The 17867-nt window shown below is 71.9% G+C and carries 18 protein-coding genes; 10 read left to right on the forward strand and 8 right to left on the reverse strand.

Going from position 1 to position 17867, the window contains the following annotated elements; translation table 11 throughout:
- Window positions 1–96: 96 nt before the first annotated feature.
- Window positions 97–570, forward strand: coding sequence for a hypothetical protein (locus tag OHT52_RS02260; protein WP_328718400.1), 474 nt, complete (start codon window positions 97–99; stop codon window positions 568–570).
- Window positions 571–587: 17 nt separating this feature from the next.
- Here the strand turns inward: OHT52_RS02260 and OHT52_RS02265 are convergent, their stop codons facing one another.
- Window positions 588–2006: a phytoene desaturase family protein gene (locus OHT52_RS02265; protein WP_328718402.1), complete on the reverse strand. Its 1419-nt coding sequence runs from the start codon at window positions 2004–2006 to the stop codon at window positions 588–590.
- A gap of 85 nt (window positions 2007–2091) precedes the next feature.
- Between OHT52_RS02265 and OHT52_RS02270 the strand changes: the two genes are divergently transcribed.
- A complete protein-coding gene (locus OHT52_RS02270; protein WP_328718403.1) occupies window positions 2092–2919 on the forward strand; it encodes a nucleotidyltransferase domain-containing protein in 828 nt (275 codons plus the stop codon).
- Between the two features lie 76 nt (window positions 2920–2995).
- On the opposite strand, the gene OHT52_RS02275 is transcribed toward OHT52_RS02270, so the two are convergent.
- Together OHT52_RS02275 and OHT52_RS02280 are read right to left on the reverse strand one after the other, a co-directional pair.
- Complete coding sequence (locus tag OHT52_RS02275) at window positions 2996–3871, reverse strand: inositol monophosphatase family protein (protein ID WP_328718404.1); 876 nt, start codon at window positions 3869–3871, stop codon at window positions 2996–2998.
- Window positions 3872–3988: 117 nt separating this feature from the next.
- Entirely contained in the window at window positions 3989–4762 is a 774-nt protein-coding gene (locus OHT52_RS02280) for a GNAT family N-acetyltransferase (RefSeq protein WP_328718405.1), read from the reverse strand.
- A gap of 513 nt (window positions 4763–5275) precedes the next feature.
- Between OHT52_RS02280 and OHT52_RS02285 the strand changes: the two genes are divergently transcribed.
- Window positions 5276–5971 (forward strand): type 1 glutamine amidotransferase domain-containing protein, encoded by a 696-nt coding sequence (locus OHT52_RS02285; protein ID WP_328718406.1) that lies wholly within the window; start codon window positions 5276–5278, stop codon window positions 5969–5971.
- 101 nt (window positions 5972–6072) lie between these two features.
- Here the strand turns inward: OHT52_RS02285 and OHT52_RS02290 are convergent, their stop codons facing one another.
- Together OHT52_RS02290 and OHT52_RS02295 are read right to left on the reverse strand one after the other, a co-directional pair.
- The gene (locus OHT52_RS02290; protein ID WP_328718407.1) at window positions 6073–6456 is read right to left on the reverse strand and encodes a Zn-ribbon domain-containing OB-fold protein; all 384 of its coding nucleotides are present in this window, start codon (window positions 6454–6456) and stop codon (window positions 6073–6075) included.
- 114 nt (window positions 6457–6570) lie between these two features.
- On the reverse strand, window positions 6571–7347 hold the full coding sequence (locus tag OHT52_RS02295; RefSeq protein WP_328718408.1) for a TetR family transcriptional regulator: 777 nt from the start codon (window positions 7345–7347) through the stop codon (window positions 6571–6573).
- A gap of 110 nt (window positions 7348–7457) precedes the next feature.
- Between OHT52_RS02295 and OHT52_RS02300 the strand changes: the two genes are divergently transcribed.
- Together OHT52_RS02300 and OHT52_RS02305 are read left to right on the forward strand one after the other, a co-directional pair.
- Window positions 7458–8243 carry an electron transfer flavoprotein subunit beta/FixA family protein gene (locus tag OHT52_RS02300; protein WP_328718409.1) on the forward strand — a complete coding sequence of 262 codons (786 nt, stop codon included), beginning with the start codon at window positions 7458–7460 and terminating at the stop codon, window positions 8241–8243.
- Window positions 8244–8335: 92 nt separating this feature from the next.
- Window positions 8336–9298, forward strand: coding sequence for an electron transfer flavoprotein subunit alpha/FixB family protein (locus tag OHT52_RS02305; RefSeq protein WP_328718410.1), 963 nt, complete (start codon window positions 8336–8338; stop codon window positions 9296–9298).
- A 134-nt stretch (window positions 9299–9432) separates the two neighbouring features.
- Here the strand turns inward: OHT52_RS02305 and OHT52_RS02310 are convergent, their stop codons facing one another.
- Window positions 9433–10707, reverse strand: coding sequence for a ricin-type beta-trefoil lectin domain protein (locus OHT52_RS02310; protein ID WP_328718411.1), 1275 nt, complete (start codon window positions 10705–10707; stop codon window positions 9433–9435).
- Between the two features lie 544 nt (window positions 10708–11251).
- Here OHT52_RS02310 and OHT52_RS02315 point away from each other — a divergent pair.
- Genes OHT52_RS02315 through OHT52_RS02325 form a run of 3 tightly spaced genes read left to right on the forward strand, consistent with a single transcriptional unit; the run spans window position 11252 to window position 13893 of the window.
- Window positions 11252–12037, forward strand: a complete 786-nt coding sequence (locus OHT52_RS02315; protein ID WP_328718412.1) for a CoA transferase subunit A — start codon at window positions 11252–11254, stop codon at window positions 12035–12037.
- The gene (locus tag OHT52_RS02320; RefSeq protein WP_328718413.1) at window positions 12037–12687 is read left to right on the forward strand and encodes a CoA transferase subunit B; all 651 of its coding nucleotides are present in this window, start codon (window positions 12037–12039) and stop codon (window positions 12685–12687) included. The genes OHT52_RS02315 and OHT52_RS02320 overlap by 1 nt, the downstream gene beginning before the upstream one ends.
- Before the next feature lie 30 nt (window positions 12688–12717).
- Complete coding sequence (locus OHT52_RS02325; protein ID WP_328718414.1) at window positions 12718–13893, forward strand: 4-hydroxybenzoate 3-monooxygenase; 1176 nt, start codon at window positions 12718–12720, stop codon at window positions 13891–13893.
- Window positions 13894–13896: 3 nt separating this feature from the next.
- Here the strand turns inward: OHT52_RS02325 and OHT52_RS02330 are convergent, their stop codons facing one another.
- Window positions 13897–15093: an MFS transporter gene (locus tag OHT52_RS02330; RefSeq protein WP_328718415.1), complete on the reverse strand. Its 1197-nt coding sequence runs from the start codon at window positions 15091–15093 to the stop codon at window positions 13897–13899.
- Between the two features lie 60 nt (window positions 15094–15153).
- Here OHT52_RS02330 and OHT52_RS02335 point away from each other — a divergent pair, with 60 nt between their 5' ends.
- Both OHT52_RS02335 and OHT52_RS02340 read left to right on the forward strand, forming a co-directional pair.
- On the forward strand, window positions 15154–16140 hold the full coding sequence (locus OHT52_RS02335; RefSeq protein ID WP_328718416.1) for an ArsR/SmtB family transcription factor: 987 nt from the start codon (window positions 15154–15156) through the stop codon (window positions 16138–16140).
- A 110-nt stretch (window positions 16141–16250) separates the two neighbouring features.
- Window positions 16251–16649: a hypothetical protein gene (locus tag OHT52_RS02340; RefSeq protein ID WP_328718417.1), complete on the forward strand. Its 399-nt coding sequence runs from the start codon at window positions 16251–16253 to the stop codon at window positions 16647–16649.
- Between the two features lie 138 nt (window positions 16650–16787).
- Here the strand turns inward: OHT52_RS02340 and OHT52_RS02345 are convergent, their stop codons facing one another.
- Window positions 16788–17867, reverse strand: coding sequence for an Ldh family oxidoreductase (locus OHT52_RS02345; protein ID WP_328718418.1), 1080 nt, complete (start codon window positions 17865–17867; stop codon window positions 16788–16790).

A 17867-nucleotide genomic window follows, 5' to 3' on the forward strand; every position in this document is an offset into this window, starting at 1 on the left:
ACCTCGCGCTTCCTCCTGCCGCCCCGGGGGCCTGCGCGCCTTGCGCCACCACTACTGTTCGTGTCGCAGCCACTGACGATCGGACGGGATCGACGCATGTCCGATCTGGACTTCTACGCACACGTCGCCACCCGCGGCGACGTTCTCGGAACCGGCATCGGATCCGGTCCTGACACCTGGGACGCCGCCTTGGGGCGGGACCGCATCGACGACTGGGGCCGCGGTCGGCTGAGACTGGACTACGGGCTGGTGGAGCTCTCCTTCTCGCGCGTCGAGGGTTCCGTGACCTGCTTCGGGATCGGTGTGCAGGTCCACCGGCTGACGCACGGCCTCGCCGTGCCGGACTCCCTGACGTCCGTGTACGGGGAGTTCGCACCCCGCGTCCCGTTCGAGGAGCTGCGGACCGCGATCTCGTCGCTGGGGTTCGCCGTGGAGCCGGAAGATCTCTCGGGGGACGTCCACCGCCACCGCGTGGCCGGGTCCAGGGTCCGTATCCACGTCGTCGCCGACCCTTGCGCGTACCAGCGCGCCGGGGACGTCTGGTCTCTGCACGTGTCGGCGGCCGGGTAGGTACTCGCCCGCCCCGGTCACCGTGCGGCGCGCAGGCTCCGCCAGACCGCTCGGGCGGCGTGGTGGCCGGACATGCCGTGGACGCCAGGACCGGGCGGGGTCGCCGAGGAGCAGAGGAAGACCGCCGGGCGGGCGGTGGCGTACGGGACGCGGGCCAGCTTGGGGCGGATGACGGTCTGGAGCCCGGCGAAGGCACCGCAGGCGATGTCGCCGCCGACGTAGTTGGCGTTGTGCGCGGCGAGCTCGCGCGGTCCGGCGACCGCCCGGGCGAGCACCAGGTCGCGGAAGCCGGGCGCGAAGCGGTCCAGCTGGCGCTCGATGACCTCGGTGGCGTCGCCCTCCCAGCGCGCCGGGACGTGTCCGTACACCCAGAAGACGTGGCGTCCCTCGGGGGCGCGGGTGGGGTCGACCAGGCTCGGCTGGGCGGTGATCAGGAACGGGACGCTCGGGTCGCGGCCCTCGACGGCGGCGCGGAGGGCGGCGTCGATCTCGGGGGCGGTCGGACCGACGTGGACGGTCCCGGCGCGCCGGGCTTCCCCGGCCGTCCAGGGCACCGGGCCGGAGAGCGCGTAGTCGATCTTGAAGGTGGCGGCGCCGTAGCGGTAGTGGCGGTAGGCGTTGCCGAGTCCGGCGATCCGGGCGAGGGCGGTCGGCGAGGTGTCGAAGACGTAGGCGCGGGCGGGCGGCAGCTCGTCCAGGCGCTTGACCTCGATGCCGGTGCGAATGGTGCCGCCCTGGTCGCGCAGGTACGAGGCGAGGGCGTCGGAGATCGACTGGGAGCCGCCCCGGGGCACCGGCCAGCCGTTGGCGTGCGCGGCGAGGGCGAAGAGCAGGGCGATCCCGCCGGTGGCGACCCCGGAGGTGGGGGCGATGGCGTGCGCGGCGAGGCCGGCGACGAGCGCGCGGGCCTTCTCGTCACGGAAGCGCCGGGAGAGCAGCGTGGCGGGCTGGAGGGCGTCGAGTCCGAAGCGCACCCAGCGGTACGGGTCGCGGGGCAGGCCGAGCCACGGGGTGCGCAGGAAATCCTGGGCGAGGGTCTCCCAGTGGCCGAGGTACGGGGCGACGAGCCGGCGATAGGCACCCGCGTCCCGGGCGCCGAGGGAGGCGGCCGTCTCCCCCACCGACCGGTTGAGCACGGCGGCCGTGCCGTCCGGGAAGGGGTGGGCGAGAGCCAGTTCCGGCTGGATCCACTCCAGTCCGTGGTCGGCGAGCGGCATCCCCGCGAACGCCGGGGAGCCGATGCCGAGCGGGTGGACGGCGGAGCAGGGGTCGTGGCGGTAGCCGGGGAGGGTCAGCTCGCGGGTGCGGGCACCGCCGCCGACGGTGTCGGCCGCCTCGAACACCTCCACCGCGAGGCCCCTGCGGGCCAGTTCGGCGGCAGCGGTCAGTCCGTTGGGCCCGGCCCCCACGACGACTGCGTCGAGCAACGGCGACACCTTGGGCTCCTTCGCGGGACGGCGGGCAGGGGAACCAGGATATTCCCGCGCGCGGACGGCGTACGCATGGGTACCCTCCGCTCCGATGACCGATTCCGTGGAGAAGACCGCGTCGACCGTCGCCGCCGTGGCGGAACGGCTCGTCCGCGTGCCCGGCATCCGTGCGGTGGCCCTCGGCGGCAGCCGGGCCCGCGGCACCCACCGCCCCGACTCGGACTGGGATCTGGGCCTCTACTACCGGGGTTCGCCCGATCTCGACGCGCTGACCGTGCTCGCCTCCGAGGTGCAGGGAACGCCCGCGAAGGTGGAGGGGCCGGGCAGTTGGGGTCCCTGGGTGAACGGGGGCGGCTGGCTGCGTGTCGGCGGGAACCCGGTGGACTGGATCCTGCGGGACCTGGACCGGGTGGAAGCGGTCTGGGACGACTGCCGCGAGGGACGGTACGAGGTGGGCGTTCAGCCGGGACACCCCCTGGGGTTCTGGTCGCCCTGCTATCCGGGCGAGGTCGCGCTGGGGCGCGTACTGGCCGACCCGACAGGCGAACTGACGGAGCTTCAGCGACAAGTGCGCCGCTATCCCGAGCCGTTGCGGCGGGCCCTGGCTGACGGGGCGTGGGAGGCGGAGTTCCTGGTGGACTCGGCGGCGAAGTCCGCCCCGGTGGGCGACACGCTCCACGTCTCCCTCTGCCTGTCCCGGGCGTTCGGGATCCTCGCCCAGGCACTGCACGCGCACCATCGCGCCTGGTGCCTGGGCGAGAAGGGCGCGCTGGCCGCGGCGGCTCTGCTGCCGGAGACCCCGCCCGGTTTCGCGGATCAGGTGGCCTCCGCGTTGCGCGGCCTCGACCCGATGGCGGTGGACACGGCCCGGGAGCTGGTGCGGGAGGTACGGGCGGTACTGGCGCGCGGGCGGGACTGAGGCACGGGCGGCCCGGCGGCATCGAGTGGGCGCGGGCGCACGGCATTCCCCGCGGCGCGCGGCCGGGCGCTCTCCGTCAGGAGGCGTCGCCGAGCAGCGCCGCGCGGACGCGGGCCACGGTCGCCTCGTTCCTGCCGACCGCGAACGGCAGGTCGTTGTCGCCGGCCAGCCTGAACTTCGCGCCGGACAACGTGGCGTGGGAGCCGCCGGACTCGGCGACCAGCAGCAGCCCCGCGGCGTGGTCCCAGGCGAACTCCCAGTTGAAGGCGAGCGCGTCGAGGTCGCCACGGGCGACGGCCAGGTACTCGAGTCCGGCCGAACCGCAGGCGCGCGCGTCGATGCCCTCGGTCCGCAGACCGAGCAGGGCTCGCTTCTGCTCCTCGGTGGTGAAGTCGGGGTGGGACATCGCGACCTTCAGTACGGCACCGGGTTCGGGCGAGCCGGACCTGAGCGGCTTCCCGTTGAGCGTGGCGCCCCTGCCGCGTACGGCGACGGCCATCTGCTGGAGCACGGGGGCGTACGTCCACGAGGCGATGAGTTCACCCTGGTGGGCGAGTGCGACGAGGGTGCAGAATCCGGCCTCGCCGCGGACGAACTGGCGGGTGCCGTCCACGGGGTCCACGATCCACACCGGCGCGTCCCCGGACAGCGCGCCGTACACGGCCGGATCGGCGTGCACGGCCTCCTCGCCGACCACCACCGATCCCGGCAGGATGCGGGTCAGAGCGGCGGTGAGGTTCTTCTCCGCCTCCCGGTCCGCGCTGGTGACGAGGTCGTGCGGCCCGCTCTTCTCGATGATGTCGTCGGCGGCGAGCTTGCGGTGCCGGGGCATGATCTCGGCGGCCACCGCCGCGCGTACCGCCTCCTCGACCACCGCCACCTGCCCGATGCTCCCGGCGCCCGCGGCGTTCTCGGTGTTCGTTGCGTTTTCGGCGAGAAAGTCATCGATCATGTCTCCAGCTAAGCACGGTCCGGCCGAACCCCCGAGGGCGGACAGGTTTCCGGGCCGGGAAACCCCCGGTCCGGGCGGGACGGCCACTGCGGGAGAGGCCGCCCCGCCCGGGGCGGGTCAGGCTTCGAGCCTCATGTAGAGCCGGGTGCCCCGCGGCCGGTAGCCGATCCGCTCGTACACCCGGCGTGAGCCCTCGCCGGAGAACTCCAGCCAGACCGATTCGGCGCCCCGGTCGAACATGGCCCCGGTCAGTGCGGCCGTGACCGCGCCGGCGATGCCCCGGCCCCGGAAGGCGGGGCGGGTACCGACGCCGGCGAGTTCCGCCGTACCCACCGCGGGCGCGGAACAGGAGGCGGCGCCCGCGCAGGTCCCGTCGGGCGCCCGGACGAAGCGGACGCCACCACCACCGTCCTCCAGCTTCCGCAGGCGGGCCACGCCGTGCGCGGAGGAGGCGTGGACCCCCTCGAAGGATTCACCGAGGGCGGCGTCCACCGCCGCGTACTCCTCGTCAAAGGCCGGGGTCTCCACGAGGAGGGCAGGGTCCACGCCGCCCTTGCCGCCGGACGGCGGCAGGATCAGGGTGGCGGGGGTGCAGACCAGGTAGGAGTGCGCTTCCTCGACGGTGAAGCCCGCGTTCCGCAGCGCCGCCTCCACGGCGGGGGCGGCGTCCGGCGCGAACTCCAGGCGCGGCAGCAGCCCACGCATGCGGAAGGCGTCGATCAGGGAGCTCACGTCGGCGCTCGTCGGCCGGGCGCCGGGGAGCGGGGTGGCGTAGTTGATGAAGGGACTGGCCGTGGCGGGATCGAATCCCGCCACGAATCCGCCGGTCTCCACGACGTCGGGACGACGCTGGAGATTGGCGACGGCAAAGCTCTGGACGTTGGTGTCCACGATGATGTCGACCTCACGAAAGTGACAGGAGGAAGCGTGGCTCCCACGGACCGTGACAGGTCCGCGGAGACGCACGCACGCTGAAGGCTCTCCGGGCAGGGAGGAGCCGACGGTGCCTTGGGCACCGTCTCGTGGGGCCGCCGTCGGATACGGGCGTGGTACTACCGGCCGGTGCCGCTGGGGCTACCGGTGGAGACCGACGACGGCCGCTGTGGACGCCGCAGGCACAGGCTCACTCCTTCATGATCCGTTCGTGCGCTTCCAAAAGACCCGGAAGCGCACGCTCTCCGTCGAGAGGTCCGGTTCAGCCTGACACCGCCCCCTCCGGCGGGCAAGGGGTTTTCCGGGCCGCGCGGACCCGGCAGCCGGTGCGCGGCCCGGGTACCGGGAGTCCTCGGCAGGGAAAGGGACACGCCTCCGGCCCCGGCCGGTTGGCATCACCGGGGCGGTCCGTCCTACGGTCGACAGGACGGCAGACCCACGACACGAACCCACGACCCGGAGATGTGCGACATGGCGAAGATCCTTTTTGTGGTGACCGGCGCGGACCACTGGACCCTGGCGGACGGCAGCAAGCACCCCACCGGCTTCTGGGCCGAGGAGGCCGTCGCCCCGTACGAGGCGTTCAAGGCGGCGGGCCATGAGGTCGTCGTCGCCACCCCGGGCGGGGTCGAGCCCACGGTGGACCGGGGAAGCCTGGCCCCCGACGTCAACGGCGGCAAGGAGAACGCCGACCGGATCGCCGCGGCGCTGGACGGCATGGACGAGCTGCGTACGCCGCTGGCCCTGGACGACGTCCGGCTGGACGAGTACGACGCGGTGTTCTACCCCGGCGGCCATGGGCCCATGGAGGACCTCGCCGTCGACCCGGTGTCCGGCGATCTGCTGACCCGCGCCCTGGATTCGGGCAAACCGCTGGGAGTGGTGTGCCACGCGCCGGCCGCCCTGCTCGCCGCGAAGCGCCCGGACGGCTCCCCCACCTTCGCCGGGTACCGGCTGACCGGGTTCACCAACGCGGAGGAGACCCAGGCCGGCTTCGCGGACAAGGCGCGCTGGCTGCTCCAGGACAGGCTGGTGGAGCTGGGTGCGGACTTCCGGGAGAGCGACCCGTGGGCGCCGTACGTGATCACCGACCGCAACCTGATCACTGGTCAGAATCCGGCGTCGTCGGCGCCGTTGGCCGCCGAGATGGTCGAAAGGCTCGGCTGAAACTCCCGTTCGCCCCGAAACCGCCCCCGCACCGGCCTTGGGGGCCGGTCGTGACCGGTCCCGGTCGCCGGGTCTCGATCAGTACCGGTCGCCGGTCGCGATCAGTACCAGTCGCGGTGGGCGGGCGGCTGGCAGAGTTCGAGGATCACGTCGCCCGCCTCCGGCTCCTCGGCCGGGAGCGGGCGCACCCGGGCGCCGACCTCCACCAGGTGCGGAGCGGCCCCCACGACCTGGCAGCGGAAGACGAACCCTTCCGGGAACCGGACCAGGGACTCGTTGCGGGCGTCTTCGGTGTAGCGGTGGACGACTGCGGTCCGCACGACGACTCCGTCTCCGGAGCTTCGCTCCGGGGTGAAGTCGCTCGACGCGCAGATCGGGCAGAGCAGCCTCCGGAAGGAGGCCGTACCGCACCAGCGGCAGCGCTGGTAGGGCAGCCCCGCTTCTTCGGCCACCTGGTGCGCGGTGCCACTTGCTGACGGGAACATGTCGGGACCCCCTGCGCTCGGCTCGGACGCGCCGCACCTCGGCAGCGGCGGCGCGTCCGCACCATATGGCACTCAGTGCCTAGCCGTAAAGACACTGAGTGCCGATTGTTGCACTCAATCGTGCCCTACGGCCGCCTCGATCTGCTGGACGACCCTCCACATCGGGGTTCCGCGCTGCGCGACCATGACGATCACATCCCGCGCGGCCCACTCCGCCGCGACCTGCGGGCCGTCCGCACCGCGTATGTCCGGCATCGCGCGCCCCACGGCTCCGGCCCGGGTGGACCACAACTCGCGCACCACGCCGAGGGCGTTGTCGACGGCCGCCCAGGCGTCCCCCTCGCCGCCCGACCGCAACCAGAGGCGGAGGCCGTTGTTGTGCGCCGCCGCGACCGAGGCGGCGGCCACCTCCGCCCGCAGCACACCGTCGGGCAAGTCACGGTAGGCATGCCGGAGATAGCCCGCGAAGGTCTGCTCGTAGCGGCGCACGACGGAGAGTTCATAGCTCCGAAGCCCCGGCACCTCCCGGGTCAACCGATAGCGCTGGACCGAGAATTCGGGCTTCGCCGCGTACATGCTCAGCACGATCCGCGCCGCTTCGCAGACCGTGCCGATGGGGTCGGCGGCATCCCTGCCGTCCGCGATCTCCGAGGCTTCGGCAGCCGCGAGGAAGGCCGTCGTCTCCGCGAGGCAGCTCTCGTGGTCCGGGAAGACCACGTCCTCCTTCGACGGGAAGTAGCGGAAGAAGGAGCGGCGCCCGACCCCGGCGCGCGCCACGATGTCGTCCACCGTGGTCCGTTCGAAGCCCTTCTCCACGAAGAGCTCGAACGCCGCCTCGGCGAGCCCCTCCCGCATGGGAGCCTTCTTCGCTGGTCTGCGCGCATCGGTCATGCCGCGCAACGTAGCACCGGACACCTCGATCTGGCACCGCGTACCTTTACAGAGGGTACTGAGTGCCATAATCTCGACACTACGAACCACCACCAGGTAGGAGAGCCGGCGTGAGCTTGAGGATCGTTGTCTGTGTGAAGTACGTGCCCGACGCGACCGGTGACCGGGGGTTCGCCGATGACCTGACGGTGGACCGTGAGGATGTGGACGGTCTGTTGTCGGAGCTGGACGAGTACGCGGTCGAGCAGGCGTTGCAGATCGCGGACGCGGCGGACGACGCGGAGGTCACCGTGGTGACGGTGGGTCCGGAGGACGCGAAGGACGCGTTGCGCAAGGCGTTGTCGATGGGTGCGGACAAGGCGGTGCACGTCGAGGACGATTCTCTGCACGGCAGTGACGTGATGGGTACGTCGTTGGTGCTGGCGAAGGCGATCGAGAAGACGGGTTACGACCTGGTGGTCTGCGGGATGGCGTCGACGGACGGGACGATGGGGGTGCTGCCGGCGGTGCTGGCGGAGCGTCTGGGTGTGCCGCAGGTGACGTTGCTGTCGGAGGTTTCGGTGTCGGGTGGCACGGTGACCGGGCGTCGGGACGGTGACACGGCGTCGGAGGAGCTGGAGGCGTCGTTGCCGGCGGTGGTGTCGGTGACGGACCAGTCGGGCGAGGCGCGTTACCCGTCGTTCAAGGGGATCATGGCGGCGAAGAAGAAGCCGGTCGAGGGCCTGGATCTGGACGATCTGGGGATCGGGGCGGACGAGGTCGGTCTGGCGGGTGCGTGGACGGTCGTGGACGCGGTGGTGGAGCGTCCGGCGCGTACGGCGGGCACGATCGTGAAGGACGAGGGTGAGGGCGGGAAGAAGCTCGCCGAGTTCCTCGTGGGCCAGAAGTTCATCTGACTCTGCCGCGCTCAAGGCGTTCGGGCGGTGTTGTCCGGTCGCCGGTCTCCCTCTCTCTTCTCGTTTCTGATTTCGCAGGAAGTGGATGTTCCATGGCTGAGGTTCTGGTTTTTGTCGATCACGTGGACGGTGCGGTGCGCAAGCCCACGCTGGAGCTGCTGACGTTGGCGCGGCGTCTGGGTGAGCCGGTGGCGGTGGCGTTGGGTGCGGGTGCGGCGGACACGGCGGGTGTGCTGGGTGAGCACGGTGCGGTGCGGGTGCTGACGTCGCAGGCGTCGGAGTTCGCGGAGTATCTGGTGGTGCCGAAGGTCGACGCGTTGCAGGCGGCGGTCGCTGCGGTGTCGCCGGTGGCGGTGTTGGTGCCGTCGTCGGCGGAGGGCAAGGAGGTCGCGGCGCGTCTGGCGGTGCGGATCGGTTCGGGGATCATCACGGACGCGGTGGATCTGGAGGCGGGTGAGTCGGGTCCGGTGGCGACGCAGTCGGCGTTCGCGGCGTCGTTCTCGGTGAAGTCGCGGGTCTCGCGTGGTGTGCCGGTGATCACGGTGAAGCCGAACTCGGCGCCGGTGGAGCCGGTCGCCGGCGCGGGTGTGGTGGAGGAGCTGGCGGTGGAGTTCTCGGCGGGTGCGTCGGGGACGAAGGTGCTGTCGCGGACGCCGCGTGCGTCGACGGGGCGTCCGGAGCTGACGGAGGCCGCGATCGTGGTGTCGGGCGGGCGGGGTGTCAACGGTGCGGAGAACTTCGCGGTGATCGAGGCGCTCGCTGACTCGCTGGGCGCGGCGGTCGGTGCGTCGCGGGCGGCGGTGGACGCGGGCTGGTACCCGCACACCAACCAGGTCGGCCAGACGGGCAAGTCGGTGTCCCCGCAGCTGTACGTCGCCTCGGGTATCTCGGGTGCGATCCAGCACCGGGCCGGTATGCAGACCTCGAAGACGATCGTCGCGGTGAACAAGGACGCCGAGGCCCCGATCTTCGAGCTCGTGGACTACGGCGTCGTGGGTGACCTCTTCGACGTGGTGCCCCAGCTCACCGAGGAGATCAACGCCCGTAAGGGCTGAACACCCCTCCGCCCGCGACGGGTTCGCGGACGGAGGCCCACGTGAGCCGGAGGGGCCCCGCAGCTTGCTGCGGGGCCCCTCCGGCTCACGTGGTCACTCTCGCCGGCAGGCCACGACGGGCCCGCCGGATACCGCTATCCCACGGTGAACTTCTGGGCGGCGGAGCTGTTGCAGTCCCAGATCTGGAGCCGGGTGCCGTTGGCGGTGGCGCCGTTCGGCGAGTCGACGCACCGGCCGCTGGTCGGGTTCTTCAGGGAGCCGTCGGACTGCTGCACCCAGGACTGGTAGCCGCCGGTGTTGCAGGTGGCGAGCTGGAGTTGAGTACCCCCGGCGCTGTTGCCGCCGGCGATGTCCAGGCACTTGCCCAGGGTCTGCAGGCTCTGACCGCTCCAGGTCCAGTGCTGGTCCTTCGCCGCCGACTGGCAGTCCCACAGCTGGACGGCGGTACCGTCGCCGCCGTTGTCGTCACCCGCGACGTCCACGCACTTACCACCCGGACCGGTGATCGCCCTACCGGAGGCCGAACTACCTGAGCCGGGGGCCTTGTTGTAGACGGCGACCGAGTCGATGACCAGCTTGCCGCCGGAGACCGTGGCCGCGTTCGGACCGCCGCCGAAGGCGTCGGGGAAGCCACCGCCGATCGCCAGGTCGTAGATGATGTAGAACGGGTGGTCGATCGCGTCCGCCCAGGTCGTCGCGTCCACCTGGTTGGCGTAGATCGTGTAGTAGTTGTTCCCGTCGAGGTAGAACCGGACCTGCTCCGGCGACACCGACCGGTCGATCTCCACCGCGTAGTCGTGGAAGCCGGTCTGGCACCCCGAACAGGCGCGCTCACCCGAGGTGATGCCGGTGCCCTCGTTGCACGGCCCGCCCGGACTGACACCGCAGTGGACCGCGCCGAAGACGGAGCTGCGGCCGTTGATGTCCTCCATGATGTCGATCTCGCCGGACCTCGGCCAGGTCACCCCGGACCGCAGCGGCGCACCGAGCATCCAGAACGCGGGCCAGTAGCCCGCCCCGTTGGCGGTGGTGACGTTGGGCTGCTGGAGGACGGACTCCATGCGGACGACTCCGCCGGCCGGAGCGCCGAAGTTCGCCGACTGGGTCTCCACCCGCCCGGACGTCCATCCGGCACGCGGGTCGGAACCGGAGTGCAGCGCCTGGAGCACCAGATGGCTCTGACCGTCGTAGTAGACGTTCGAGGTGCTGCTGGTCATGGTCTCGATCTCACCGGTGCCGAAGTTGCTGCCCGGCCCGGTGTCGTACTTCCACAGCCCCTGGTCGATACCGGTGCCGGACGCGCCGTTGAAGTCGTCGCTCCAGGTGAGGGTGAAGCCCGACGGGGGCGCGGGGACGGACGCCTCGGCGTTCATCGTCCCGCCGACCGAGGCCACGATCGTGACCGCCACGACGGGAAGGAGTCTGAGCGCCCTCGCCCATCCGCCGAGCGTTTTCGACCTGTTCAAGCGCATGTGTCCAACCTCCGGAACGGGGCGCGCCGCCGCGTGACCGCAACGTCGTCCCTGACGGGACATCACAGGGAGCCCGAAGTCGACGCACGTCACCCCGTCCGACGACAGAACGGACGCCCGGACATGTCATGTACGCAGCTTGTCGATCTTCTCCGTGTTCGACAAGACGGGCGACACACTTACTTGCACGGTGCACCCGGACTTCGGACGCCGGCACGGGCTCTCCGTCGTCCAGGTCGCAGACGCCGTACGGAAACACGGCGGGCATGGTCTCGCTGGAGCAGGGACGAGATGCGCCGGGGCCGTTGACATCCCTCGGGGTCGCTTGCAGACTCCAACCCGTCCTGGGGTGTGTTCCGGAAGTCCCGCCTGCCCGGCGGCGCCTGGCACGCGCGGTGGCCGCCCTGTCGGGATCACCACCCTGGCACATCCGGTATCTGCCGCACCACGCGAAGAACACGAGGGAAGAGGCGGTCCACGCATGGACAAGGTGGTCGCTTCGGCGGCGCTCGCCGTGGCGGACGTGACGGACGGCGCCTCGCTGGCGGTGGGCGGTTTCGGGCTCAGCGGTGTGCCCGGTGCGCTGATCGACGCCGTGCACCGCGCGGGCGTCCGGGATCTCCGGATCGTGTCGAACAACTGTGGCGCGATGGACTCGGGGCTCGCGGTGCTGCTGGCCGACGGGCGGATCAGCCGGGTCACCGGCTCGTACATCGGCGCGAACAAGGAGTTCGCCCGGCAGTACCTCTCCGGGGAACTGGAGGTCGAGCTGATCCCGCAGGGGACCCTGGCCGAACGGCTGCGGGCGGGCGGCGCGGGCATCCCCGCCTTCTACACGCCCGCCGGGGTCGGCACCCAGGTCGCCGAGGGCGGTCTGCCGTGGCGGTACGACGGCGAGGGCGGGGTGGCGCTGGCCTCCCCCGCCAAGGAGGTACGCGCGTTCGACGGCGCGGAGTACGTCCTGGAGCGCGCCATCCGCACCGACTTCGCACTGGTACGGGCGGCGAAGGGCGACCGGCACGGCAACCTCGTCTTCAGCAAGTCCGCCCGCAACTTCAACCCCCTCGCCGCGACCGCCGGGCGCATCACCGTCGCGGAGGTCGAAGAGCTGGTCGAACCGGGCGGGATCGACCCGGACCACGTCCACCTGCCCGGGGTCTTCGTCCAGCGGGTCGTCGTGCTGACGCGGGAGCAGGCTTCCGACAAGAAGATCGAGAAACGCACGGTGACCGGGCGTCCGGTCGTCGGGCGGGAGGGCCGGGGCTGATGGCCTGGAACAGGGACGAGATGGCCGCGCGGGCCGCCGCCGAGCTGCGCGACGGCGAGTACGTCAACCTCGGCATCGGCCTTCCGACGCTGATCCCGAACCACCTCCCGCCCGGCGTGGAAGTGGTCCTGGAGTCGGAGAACGGCATTCTGGGAACAGGCCCGTTCCCGTACGAGGACGAGGTGGACCCGGACCTGATCAACGCGGGCAAGGAGACGGTCACCGTGCTGCCGGGGGCCTCCTTCTTCGACTCGGCGCTCTCCTTCGCCATGATCCGCGGCGGCCACATCGACGCCGCCGTGCTGGGCGCCATGCAGGTCTCGGCCACCGGGGACCTGGCCAACTGGGCGGTCCCCGGAAAGCTCGTCACCGGCATCGGGGGCGCGATGGACCTGGTGCACGGCGCCCGCCGCGTCATCGTGACCATGACGCACACGGCCAAGGACGGCAGCCCGAAGATCGTCGAGGAGTGCACACTGCCGCTGACCGGCAAGGCGTGCGTCGACCGGATCGTCACCGATCTCGCCGTGATCGACGTGACCGTCGAAGGGCTGGTCCTCGTGGAGACCGCTCCCGGGGTGAGCGTCGCGGAGGTCGTCGCGCGGACGGCGGCACCGCTGCGCACGGCCGTGCCCTCCGCCGAGACGTGAACGATCCCGCCGCACCGAGGAGAACCGCGCATGCGCACCACTGTCGGCATCATCGGCGGCGGCCCGTCCGGGCTGCTGCTGGCGCGCCTGCTCCACCGGGCAGGTGTCGACTGCGTCGTGCTGGAGAGCCGCCAACGCGCCTACGTGGAGCGGCGGCAGCGCGCCGGCATCCTCGAACAGTCCACGGTCGACGCCCTGCGCGAGGCGGGAGCGGCCGAACGGCTGGACGCCGAGGGCCTGGTGCACGACGGCATCGAACTGCGCTGGGGCGGCGGCAGGTCCCACCGGATCGACTTCCCGTCGCTCGCCTCCGGTCGCCGGGTGTGGGTGTACGCGCAGACCGAGGTGGTCAAGGACCTCATCGCCCTCCGGCTCGCGGACGGCGCGCCGCTCCACTTCGGCGCGGAGGTGACCTCGGTGGAGGGCGTCGACACCGACCGGCCGGTGGTGACCTACGTCCAGGAAGGGCGTACCAGGACCCTCACGTGTGACTACGTCGTCGGGTGCGACGGCTTCCACGGGGTGACCCGGGCGGCGGTGCCCGGTGCGGCCAGGACGACGTACGAGCGGACGTACCCGTACTCGTGGCTCGGCATCCTGGCCGATGTCCCGCCCTCCTGCGACGAGTTGGTCTACGCCCACTCCTCGCGCGGCTTCGCCCTGCACAGCATGCGCTCCCCCGACGTCAGCCGGCTGTACCTCCAGGTCCCCAACGGCACCGATCCGGCCTCCTGGTCCGGCGAACAGATCTGGGACGAGCTCGACTTCCGCCTCGCGCGGGACGGCCGGCAGCTGGAACGAGGGCCGATCACGGCCAAGAGTGTTCTGCCGATGCGGAGTTCGGTGACCGAGCCCATGCGGTTCGGGCGCCTGTTCCTCGCGGGCGACGCCGCCCACATCGTCCCGCCCACCGGCGCGAAGGGGCTCAACCTCGCCGCCGCCGACGTCGTCGTACTGGCCCGCGCGCTGATCCGGCAGCGGACGGCCGGCTCGACGGACCTGCTCGACGCGTACTCCGACACCTGTCTGCGCCGGGTGTGGCGCGCGGAGCACTTCTCCTGGTTCATGACGACGACGCTCCACACCGACCCGGAACAGAGCGGGTTCGACACCCGGTTGCAGATCTCCCAATTGGAACGGATCGCCTCGTCGCCGCACGCGGCGGCCGAACTCGCCTCGAACTACGCGGGGTTGCCGATTCCCTGAACTTCACGGCCGCCCAGTCTCCCCTGTCGTGAGGAAGTCCCGGGGACCAGTCCGCAGCCCTGGAGCGAGCGCCAGGGTCACCGCGACGGAGAACGCCGCCATGGCGGTCGTCGCCAGGGCCGGCGAGGTGAGTTCGGCGGCGGTACCGGCGAGGAGGGCGCCGACGCCCTGCAGGGTGAGCATGCCGGAGGAGTGCAGGCCGATCGCCTGGCCGCTCAGCTCGTCGGGCGTCAGCCGCATCAGGCGCTCCTGGAGCAGGAGGCTCGCCGAGAAGCCGACGGAGGCCAGGGTGACGGCGGCCAGCGCGACAGGGAGCCCCGGTTCCAGGAAGAACAGCAGGTAAGGAGCGGCGAGAACCAACCGCAGGGGAGCAGCCAGGCGTTCACGCCACCACGGCGGAAGGAACCGCCCCACGAGGGTGTCGCCCGCGAGCATGCCGAGAGCGGCGCAGGCGAAGAGCAGACCGGCGTGCCCAGGAGCGTACGAGAGGTAGAGGGACTCGCACCCCGCGACGAGGCCGTTCGGCACCCACAGCGCCAGGTAGACGTAGCGGCGGGGCACGGACGCCCACAGAGCCGCGTTGACACGCCACGTGGCGGCGATCGACGGACGGCCGGTGGCACGGGGCGGCCGGTCGGTGAGGCCGAGGCGGGTCACCGTGGCGGCGGCCACGTACAGCAGCGCGCCGACGAGCAGCGCTCCACGCGCGGACACCAGCGTGACGAGGACGCCGCCGAGTGCCCAGCCGCAGACCTGCAGGGTCCCGACCGCCATGTTCAGGACCGAACGGCCCAGCAGATAGCCGTCCTTGGTGAGGATCTCGTGGAGCAGGCCGAAGCGGACCCCGCCTCCCACGGAGGAGATGAGGCCTTGGCCCGCCAGGACGGTGAAGAGCGCCCACAACGGCAGTCCGGGAACCGCCTGGACGGCGGCGGCCACCGCGAAGGCCAGGGCGAGGCCCGTCATGGCGACGCGCGGACGCAGGCGGTCTGCGGCCGACAGCAAGGTGGCCGCGCCGACGACCTGGGCGAGGGAGGGGCCGAACATCGCCAGAGCGGAGAGCAGCGGGGACCCGGTGGTGGAGTGCACCAGGGTGCCCAGAGCCAGCCCGCTCACGGTGGAGGCGGCGACCGACAGTGCGCCGGAGGCGAAGAGCGGCGTGAATTGCGGGGTGCGGAACACTTCTCGATAGGTGCGCATGGCGGGGAGTGTCCGAGGCTCCACCGTGGCGGCGTTAATGTTTCGCGCGGAGGCGAAACGATGGGACTCTGGCTGCTCGACACGGACACCTTGGCCCGGAGCCGGTTCGTGGTCTCGCCCCTGGCGGAGACCGTCGCCACCCTCAACGAGCTGGAGGTGGCTGTCGCCTCACATCCGGCTCAGCAGAGGTGGCTGGAGAACCACGTGCACGCCTACCGCGAGCGGGTGGACCGGGATCCGGTGGCGGCTGCCGTGATCCGGGCCGGGTACCGCCGCGACTGGATCGCCGACTTCCTCATTCCGGCCCCGGTGGGTGAGGGGACCCCGCGCATCGAGGAGGAACTGCACCGGGTCCGGGCCACCCCGGCCGCATCCGCCCACGCGGACCTGACGACCGCCCTGGGCGGCGGGCCCCTCCCACCGGCCCTGCGCCGTGCCGACCTCGCCGAACGCGCGGCCGCCCTGCTGGAGTGGGTGTGGACCCGCGTGGTCCTCCCGGACTGGGAGCGGCGCCGCCACGTCCTGGAGGCCGACATCGTCTCCCGCACCCGGCAGTTGAGCGAGGGCGGCTGGGCCTCGGCCCTCGACGACCTGGGCCCCCGCACCCGCTGGCTGGGCGACGGTCGGCTGCAGATCAACGCACACGCCAACCCGCCCCGCAGCATTGCCGGCGCACAACTCCTGCTCGTCCCCGTCACTCCGAAGAGCGGCTGGGTCACCTGGGACGAGCCCCACCGGTATGCCGTGGTGTATCCGTGTTCGGGCGCGCTGACCGGGCAGGAGGGCCGTCCGGCGCCCGACGCGCTCCGTGCCCTGCTCGGTCCGTGGCGGGCCCGTGCGCTGACCCTGCTGAGCACCCCGATGAGCACCACCCAACTGGTGGCGCTGACCGGACTGGCACTGGGCTCGGTGGGAAGGCACCTGAAGGTACTGCTGAACGCGGGGCTGGTGCGACGGCGGCGTGCGGGACGGTCGGTGCTGTACTACCGCAGTGAGGCGGGGGACCGTCTCGTCGAGGCGGCGCGGCAGGGCCGCCCGGCACGGTGAGGTCCGCCGCGGCCCGGTCATGAGCGGTCGGAGCCCGCCGACGACCCGCCCTCCGACCGCCGTGAAGAAATGGCCGTCCCCCGCACGGGCCGACGGCCTACGGTGGCGTGATGGGCAACGACCGACGTGTCCGCCGTCTCGTCGTGGACGGCGCTACCTGGTACTGGACCGTCCGGCAGCGATCGCGGCCCGAGTACGCCGACTGCCGGCTGGTCCTCTCCCTCTTCCCGGAGGTGGCCGCGGACGGCGTTCGACGCCGTTTGGACCTGGTGTTCGCTCCTGGCCCGGACCGAATCGTTTCCAACTCGTACTTCGAGGCGGGCACGGTCGTACGCCTCCCGGACCGTGCCTGGCTCAACCTCCACGAGCCCGGGGCGGTCAGGCTCCTGCTCGACGCGGCGGCTCCCCTCCTGGACACCTTGCCGTCGGTGCGGGACCTGGAAGTGGACGGCTGGCCCTGCTTCGCCGAGGCGGTGGACCGGGCCGGCGCGGCCGGGTCCGACCGCTGATCACGCCACCGGTCCCTGACGCCGGAGCCGCGGTCCGGTACATGAACGGGCCGTGGAGGGCCCCCCGCACAGTGAGGTCCTCCACGGCCCGGTCCTGGGCGACGGGATGGCTTCGTGGAACCCTCCCCGCCGCTTCTTTCAGCCCGCCGCCACCGGCTCCGGCGGCGTGATGCCGAACTCGGCGGCACGCTCGGTGAGGTCGCGCCAGACCTTCGGGGCCACCGGCAGGCCCTTCTCGCCGCGCTCGACGGCGAGGGCCGCGCTCCGCTCGCCGGGGTAGAACACACCGGAGGCGTCGTCCGCCTGCGGCAGGCCCTTGAGGGTGGTGAGCGTGGTGTCCACGGCGGCGGTGAAGGCCGCGGGGTCGCCGAACGCCGCCGGGTCCAGGGCGATGAGCAGCGCGTTCTGGCGGTGCTTACGGCCCTCGGGGTCGTCCGAGTGGAAGGAGGCGAAGATCGGCGCGCCGACGAGCACGCTGGTGAGCAGCTCGAAGGCGATCGACATCCCGGACCCCTTGGCGCCGCCCAACGGCAGTGGCATGACGGCCTGTTCGGGGTCGGTGGTGGGGGTGCCGTCGGCGGTGGCCGCCGCTCCCGCGGGCAGCGGGGTGCCGCTCGCCTTGGCCTGGCGGATCTTGCCCAGAGCGATGGTGGCGGTGGCCATGTCGAGGACGAGCGGCGCGTGGGCGTCGGCCGGTACGGCGATGGCGAGCGGGCTGGTGGCGACGGCCGCGCCCTTGACCCCGGTGTAGCCCATGTTGGGCATGCCGGAGACGAACCCGATGCCGATGAGGCCCTGTTCGGCGATCTTCGACACGTAGTAGCCGATGGCGCCGGTGTGGACGGTGCGGCGGACGGCCACGGCGGCGATGCCGTTGGTACGGGCCCGGCTCACCGCTTCGGCGGCGGCGGCGGTGAGGGCGACCGGGCCGGGCGCGTGGTCGGCGTCGATGACCGTGGCGGCCGGCGTGGAGGACTCGACGGTGAGCTCTGCCTCGGCGTTGGCCACGCCCTTGGCCAGCAGGTCGAGATAGGCGGGGACGCGGGCGACGCCGTGCGAGTCGACGCCGCGCAGCGCTGCCCAGACGAAGACGTCGGCGGTGGTGCGGGCGGCCTCGGCGTCGAGGCCGCCCTTCTCCAGGAGGGCGGCGGAGAAGGTGCGCAGGTCCTCGGCGGGGACCAGGACCTTGCCCGGCTTGGGGGTGGGGTGGTCGGTCAT

Origin of the sequence: Streptomyces sp. NBC_00247 (genome assembly GCF_036188265.1) — a bacterium.
GTDB lineage: Bacteria > Actinomycetota > Actinomycetes > Streptomycetales > Streptomycetaceae > Streptomyces.

What these genes read in the sequence shown, in the direction of transcription:
- OHT52_RS02330 (WP_328718415.1), bottom strand. Translation starts at nt 15,093, where the DNA reads ATGCGCACCTATCGAGAAGTGTTCCGCACCCCGCAATTCACGCCGCTC.
- OHT52_RS02320 (WP_328718413.1), top strand. Translation starts at nt 12,037, where the DNA reads ATGGCCTGGAACAGGGACGAGATGGCCGCGCGGGCCGCCGCCGAGCTG.
- OHT52_RS02335 (WP_328718416.1), top strand. Translation starts at nt 15,154, where the DNA reads ATGGGACTCTGGCTGCTCGACACGGACACCTTGGCCCGGAGCCGGTTC.
- OHT52_RS02290 (WP_328718407.1), bottom strand. Translation starts at nt 6,456, where the DNA reads ATGTTCCCGTCAGCAAGTGGCACCGCGCACCAGGTGGCCGAAGAAGCG.
- OHT52_RS02295 (WP_328718408.1), bottom strand. Translation starts at nt 7,347, where the DNA reads ATGACCGATGCGCGCAGACCAGCGAAGAAGGCTCCCATGCGGGAGGGG.
- OHT52_RS02275 (WP_328718404.1), bottom strand. Translation starts at nt 3,871, where the DNA reads ATGATCGATGACTTTCTCGCCGAAAACGCAACGAACACCGAGAACGCC.
- OHT52_RS02345 (WP_328718418.1), bottom strand. Translation starts at nt 17,867, where the DNA reads ATGACCGACCACCCCACCCCCAAGCCGGGCAAGGTCCTGGTCCCCGCC.
- OHT52_RS02315 (WP_328718412.1), top strand. Translation starts at nt 11,252, where the DNA reads ATGGACAAGGTGGTCGCTTCGGCGGCGCTCGCCGTGGCGGACGTGACG.
- OHT52_RS02305 (WP_328718410.1), top strand. Translation starts at nt 8,336, where the DNA reads ATGGCTGAGGTTCTGGTTTTTGTCGATCACGTGGACGGTGCGGTGCGC.
- OHT52_RS02270 (WP_328718403.1), top strand. Translation starts at nt 2,092, where the DNA reads ATGACCGATTCCGTGGAGAAGACCGCGTCGACCGTCGCCGCCGTGGCG.
- OHT52_RS02325 (WP_328718414.1), top strand. Translation starts at nt 12,718, where the DNA reads ATGCGCACCACTGTCGGCATCATCGGCGGCGGCCCGTCCGGGCTGCTG.
- OHT52_RS02285 (WP_328718406.1), top strand. Translation starts at nt 5,276, where the DNA reads ATGGCGAAGATCCTTTTTGTGGTGACCGGCGCGGACCACTGGACCCTG.
- OHT52_RS02340 (WP_328718417.1), top strand. Translation starts at nt 16,251, where the DNA reads ATGGGCAACGACCGACGTGTCCGCCGTCTCGTCGTGGACGGCGCTACC.
- OHT52_RS02260 (WP_328718400.1), top strand. Translation starts at nt 97, where the DNA reads ATGTCCGATCTGGACTTCTACGCACACGTCGCCACCCGCGGCGACGTT.